Raw genomic sequence first — 6,023 nt, forward strand, 5'->3', positions numbered from 1 at the left:
CTTTAAATCATGTCTCCAGATTATTGGATGACGACAACCTTTGTCTGTCGACCCGGCTGAACGCGACGATAGAGATCGATCACGTCCTGATTGATCATACGAATGCAGCCCGATGAAGCCGCCGTACCGATCGAGGCCCATTCCGGTGTGCCGTGAAGGCGGAACAGTGTGTCCTGGCCCTTCTCGTTGAAAAGATACATGGCGCGTGCGCCGAGCGGGTTGTTGAGGCCCGGGCCCATGCCGGCTTCGACATATTTGGCGATGTCCGGCTTGCGAGCTGCCATTTCCTTCGGCGGGTGCCAAGTCGGCCATTCCTGCTTCCAGGCAACATAGGCTTCACCAGCCCAAGCAAAGCCCTGTTTGCCGACGCCGATACCATAACGTACGGCTTTGCCGCGCGGCAGGATGTAATAGAGGAAACGTTCGCGTGTGTTCACGATGATCGTGCCGGGGCGTTCAGCAGTTTCGAAGCTGACAATCTGGCGATGAAACTTCTCAGCGAGGCGGCTGATCGGGATTGCCGGCAGCGTGTAACCGGCGTCGGTCGTACTATTGTAGGAATCCGTGAAGATTTCCGAAGTCTCGACGGTCGCCGGAGCGTTCGTCGCTACTTTGGTCTCGGATGTCGTGGAGCAGCCTGCCAAGGCCAACAGGGCCAAGCCGGACGCGATCATGCTGGTACGGATGCGCATGGATTTCTCTTGGAAATGAAGATTGTGAACCGAAGATGAAACGCTCACCTTTGATCGTGGTTATTTGCCATTACATTAGGCTTTGCAAGATGCCGCAGTGGCGCACGCGTTCGCTATTGCACAATTGAAAAGGTCATGGCCTTTTTGCAACATTGCCGGGATGGCCGGCAGGATTCGCGATCGACTCGATGACTATAGTCAGTATCGGCAACGACAACCCGCTTCTGGATGGACGGCAATCGGCACGCGCCATGATGGTTCGCCGCGGCGTGCAAATTCTTCTAAACGATATGCGTCACGCAGTTGTGCCGGAATTAACCTTGGCGAGTGGCCGCCGTGCCGACCTCATCAGCATTTCCGAAAAGGGTGAAATCTGGATTGTCGAGATAAAAACCTCCATTGAGGATTTTCGCACTGATCGCAAATGGCCGGATTACCGGCTTCATTGTGACCGGTTGTTTTTCGCGACTCATAAGGAAGTCTCGCTCGATATTTTTCCAGAGGATTGCGGGCTGTTTCTTTCGGATGGCTACGGTAGCCATTTGTTGCGCGAGGCGCCCGAACATCGGCTGCCACCGGCAACGCGCAAATCCGTCATGCTGCATTTCGCGCGTGCCGCCGCCCAGCGCCTGATGATGGCGGAATGGGCGACCGGCAAGTCATTTGACGAACTCTGACGTTATTTCGGGGCTCGTTTTGCCAAAATGCGCTGTAATGTGCGGCGATGCATGTTCAGACGACGAGCTGTTTCTGAAACATTGCGCTCGCACATCTCGTAAACACGCTGAATATGTTCCCAACGCACGCGATCGGCAGACATCGGATTTTCCGGCACGTCGGCTTTTTCGCCGGGGCGCTGTGTCAGCGCGTTAAAAACCTCATCCGCATCCGCTGGTTTGGACAAATAGTCGACAGCCCCGAGTTTCACCGCTGTTACAGCGGTAGCGATATTGCCGTAGCCGGTCAGCATGATGACGCGTGTATCCGTGCGGCTTTCACGAATGGCCTCTATGACATCGAGACCATTGCCGTCACCAAGTCTAAGATCGACAACAGCGTATTTCGGCGGACGGATTTTCGATTTCGCAATTCCTTCCGTGACGGATTCCGCCACTTCCACTTCAAAGCCGCGGGTTTCCATTGCCCGTGCCAAACGTCTCAAAAAAGGGCCATCGTCATCGACGATCAGAAGCGATGCATCGGGACCAATATAATCCGCCGTATCCAAATTGCCTTGCGGCTCATTCCTGTCTGCAATCATAATTTTCGTCTCCGCGGGCGTATTTGCCCACTGTTAATGCGTCCGTTATCGTCTTTTGCGATCGATCGGTAAAGTCACTTTGCCCGCATTCCGATCATCGTTCATTGATCTGTTTCCATGCGCCAGCGTGGCCATTCGATCCGAACGCGTGCTCCGCTACCTTCCGGTTGTCTGTTGCTGAAGCTCAAGATCGCGCCGGAACGTTCCAGCAGTGTTTTGGCAATGAATAGGCCGAGACCGAGGCCGCCGGCCCGGTCCTGCGATGCCGGACGGCTACTCATATAGGGCTCGCCTATCCGCAAAAGGACGTCGGGTGCAAAACCCTGGCCATCGTCTTCGATGGTCACCGCCACTATTTCCGCACCGTGCTCCACGGTCAGTGTCACCGTGCTGTGTGCATAATCGACCGCATTCTCGATGAGGTTGCCCAGACCATAAAGAATACCCGCATTGCGGTTGCCGACAGGCTCGCCATGGCGAGAACTCGCCTCGATCAGTTTGATCTCTATACCGAACTGCCGGTGCGGAGCCGTCACTTCTTCTATGAGTGATGACAATGGTAGCCGACGCATATGCTCTTCATTGTCCGTTGAAAGAGAGGTCAGGCGCCTCAGGATATCGCGGCATCGCTCGCTTTGGCTTCGCAACAGCGCCACATCCTCTGCGTATCTTTCGTCATTGCCGAGCTCGCGCTGCATTTCCTTGGCAACGACCGTGATGGTGGCAAGCGGCGTACCAAGTTCATGCGCTGCCGCAGCGGCAAGGCCATCCAGTTGGGAAAGATGCTTTTCTCGTTCCAGGACAAGTTCGGTTGCCGCCAGCGCGTCGGCGAGTTGGGTTGCCTCGTGAGAAACGCGGTAGGCGTAAAAAGCGGCAAACGACATCATGGAAGCGATCGCACACCAGACACCTACCTGCATGACCGGCTCGACGGCCAGTGCATGGTCCGGATACCAAGGCACGGAATAGGGCGTGAATGCCAGCGCCGTCGTGCAGACAATTGCCAATGCCAAGAGAGCCAGCGATGGCAGCAATGGCTGCGACGCGAAAGATATGATGACGGGCACGCAGATCAAAGGCGCGAATGGATTGGCAAGACCGCCCGTGATGAAAAGCAGGCCCGCCATTTGCAAAAGATCGAACCCAAGCAATGCAAAAGCAGCCGTCGGTTCCAAGCGATGGGTTGGCGAAAATCGGTAGGAGAGAAAAAGGTTTGCTGCCGCCAGCGCTGCAATGAGAAGCAGCGCCTCAATGAGAGGGAGCGGAAAGTCCAGAAGTCGCCAGACAATCAGAACGGTAACGGTCTGACCGGCAACAGCCAGCCAGCGCAAACGTACAAACGTTTGCAGCCGAATGCGTCGGCTGCTGTCACCGAACTGCGCATGTCTGAGAGAGGATTTGTCTGCAATGCTCATCATTCACGTTCCACGTGGTTTTACCCTGTTGGTCGGCATGGCCGCTGCGGGATCTTCCGGCCAGGGGTGTCTCGGATATCGGCCGCGCATATCGGCTCTGACATCTTTCCACGATCCTGACCAGAAGCCGGGAAGATCTCGGGTTGTCTGGATTGGCCGGTGCGCTGGCGATGTCAGTTCCAGAAGCAGTGGCAGGCGTCCTCCTGCGACGGCAGGGTGTTTTGTCAACCCGAAGAGCTCCTGGACACGTATGGTCAGGACCGGTTCTTCTCCATCGTATCGAATAGGATGCCGTTGACCGGTCGGCGCTTCGAAATGACTTGGTGCCATCCGCGTGAGATCCTGACGGATTTCATGTGGCAAAAGCGAGCGCAAGCCTTCAGACAGGCCACTGACATCCAATACATCGAGATTTGTCTTGCCACTTTGGAACGGCACAAACCATTCATTTAGCCGGGCCAACAGGGCGTCATCACTGACATCGGGCCAAGGCTCACCTACCGTGCGGTTGAGAAAGCCTATGCGTTCACGCAACTGGGTTGCCTCTTTGCCAAAATCGAGGACCTGCAGACCAAGTTGCTGAACGCCGTCTGCCAACGCTTCCGCCGCCGCTGCTCCGGTGGGACGCGGCAATGGTGATTCTTCCAGCACGATGGCACCGAGCCTGACCACCCGCCGCGCTCTTACCTGCCGATTGGCTGTGTCAAAAAACCCTTCATCCTGTCGCACGATGATATCGGCGAGTTCGGATTCCACATGGGCCGGGTTCACTTCAGCGGCAGCAAGCACGCGCGCCTGTGCCGCACGGCCGGTCAGATCGGCAATCACCAGCATTCGGGCTCCGGCCAGTCGTTCCGTTTCTTGGATCACGGCACCGCGTCCATTTGACATCAAAAAACGCCCATGGCCGCCTCGCTGGATGGCGGCGCGATCGGGATAGGCGTGAAGAAGCAAACTGCCGATATTGGCTGGCTTATCATTGATCCGGATGTCGGGAAGTGATTTTGCGAACCGGTCAGCCAGCCGCCGCGCCGCCTCGGCACGTTCACTTTTTTCCCGCTCGAATTGGCGCAATCGCTCGTCAAGGTCGATGCTATTGCCGCCAAGGCCCTGTTCGGTCATCAGTACGGCCAGCCGGCAGGCTTTTGTACCATGTCCTTCCTCAGCTCCCGATATGGCCATGGCGGCCAGCCGCGCCGGGAGTGCCAGTTCACGCATCAGCCGTCCTTTTGCCGTCAGTGCGTTGGCGGTATCGAGCGCACCCAGCATGCGAAGCAAATGCCTTGCCTCGGCAAGGGCCGGAACCGGGGGCTGATCCATGAATGCCAGAGAGGTGGCGTCGTGCACGCCCCAATGCGCCATATCCAGTGCCAGGCCTGACAAATCGCTGGAGAGAATTTGGGCCGGGGCAAAAGCGGGCAGGGCAGCTGTCTGACCCTGGTGCCATAGTCTTATCGCCATGCCCGGCTCGGTGCGTCCGGCGCGTCCGGCCCTCTGGTCGGCTGCTGCCTGCGAAACACGTGTCGTCTCCAGCCGGGTGATACCGGTAGAGGGTTCGAATACGGGGAGCCTCTGTTGACCGCTGTCGATGACAATCCGAACACCGTCGATCGTGATGGAGGTCTCGGCGATCGATGTGGCCAGTACCACTTTACGTTTTCCGGTCGGTGGCGGCCGGATTGCCAGATCCTGTTCCTTTTGTGAAAGATTACCGAATAGGGGAACGATCAACGTGTCCCCATCGAGGCGCCCTTCCAGTCGTTCGGCAGTCCTCAATATTTCCGACTGCCCTGGCAGAAAAACAAGGATGGAGCCAGGCTCATCCCTATGTGCGGCAATAACAGCTTTTAGGACGGCATCTTCTACACGTTCGTCTGCGGCACGATTTTGGTAACGAACCTGCACTGGATGAGCGCGTCCTTCGCTACGGATCATCGGTGCTCCCTGCATGAGAGCGCTGACACGTTCGATGTCGAGTGTTGCCGACATGACCATGATCCTAAGATCTTCACGTAGGCCCTCTTGGACATCAAGGGCGAGCGCGAGACCGAAATCCGCATCCAGTGATCGCTCGTGAAATTCGTCGAACAGGACAGCCGAAATATCGTTCAGTTCCGGATCCTCCAGAACCATGCGGGCAAAAACACCTTCGGTCACGACCTCAATACGTGTGCGTGCGGAAATGCGATTGTCGAGACGCATGCGATAACCCACGATCTCTCCGACATTCTGATCAAGCAGGGATGCCATACGGCTTGCCGCTGCACGCGCCGCGAGACGACGAGGTTCGAGAAGGATGATCCTGCCGCTGCACCATGTCTGCTTAAGCAGCAGGAGAGGAACCAATGTCGTTTTGCCCGCCCCAGGTGGGGCGGCGAGAACGGCGCGGTTGCCATTGCTGAGCGCTGCAACAATTTCCGGAAAAACGTCTCTGATAGGTAAGTCCGGTAGAGGTGAGATGGATGATGGTGCGTCGGACATCAAAGAAGCTTTCTCGGAGCAGAAGTGACCATAGGAAATGCCGTCGTGAAGCCGGGAATGCAACCTAGGAGCCAAAATATCGACGAAACCGCCTGTGTCATAAGGCTTCTGCGATTTTCTTGGAAAAAACATGACATTTTTGCGAAATGGGCATTGACGTTTTCGGGTGTGTGG

5 protein-coding genes are annotated in these 6,023 nt (G+C 56.5%); 1 reads left to right on the forward strand and 4 read right to left on the reverse strand.

Annotated elements, in window-relative coordinates; translation table 11 throughout:
* Nucleotides 1-20: 20 nt before the first annotated feature.
* Entirely contained in the window at nt 21-692 is a 672-nt protein-coding gene (locus GAO09_RS04070; RefSeq protein ID WP_153352793.1) for a L,D-transpeptidase, read from the reverse strand.
* A gap of 188 nt (nt 693-880) precedes the next feature.
* Here GAO09_RS04070 and GAO09_RS04075 point away from each other — a divergent pair, with 188 nt between their 5' ends.
* Nucleotides 881-1,369, forward strand: coding sequence for an MmcB family DNA repair protein (locus GAO09_RS04075; RefSeq protein ID WP_153352794.1), 489 nt, complete (start codon nt 881-883; stop codon nt 1,367-1,369).
* A gap of 2 nt (nt 1,370-1,371) precedes the next feature.
* Here the strand turns inward: GAO09_RS04075 and GAO09_RS04080 are convergent, their stop codons facing one another.
* From GAO09_RS04080 to hrpB, 3 genes are all read right to left on the reverse strand, one after another.
* The gene (locus GAO09_RS04080) at nt 1,372-1,953 is read right to left on the reverse strand and encodes an ActR/PrrA/RegA family redox response regulator transcription factor (protein ID WP_112730453.1); all 582 of its coding nucleotides are present in this window, start codon (nt 1,951-1,953) and stop codon (nt 1,372-1,374) included.
* Nucleotides 1,954-2,054: 101 nt separating this feature from the next.
* Nucleotides 2,055-3,371 carry an ActS/PrrB/RegB family redox-sensitive histidine kinase gene (locus GAO09_RS04085; RefSeq protein WP_274379746.1) on the reverse strand — a complete coding sequence of 439 codons (1,317 nt, stop codon included), beginning with the start codon at nt 3,369-3,371 and terminating at the stop codon, nt 2,055-2,057.
* The gene (gene hrpB, locus GAO09_RS04090; RefSeq protein ID WP_153352795.1) at nt 3,372-5,849 is read right to left on the reverse strand and encodes an ATP-dependent helicase HrpB; all 2,478 of its coding nucleotides are present in this window, start codon (nt 5,847-5,849) and stop codon (nt 3,372-3,374) included.
* Nucleotides 5,850-6,023 lie beyond the last annotated feature (174 nt).

It is taken from the genome of Endobacterium cereale, from assembly GCF_009617585.1.
GTDB lineage: Bacteria > Pseudomonadota > Alphaproteobacteria > Rhizobiales > Rhizobiaceae > Neorhizobium > Neorhizobium cereale.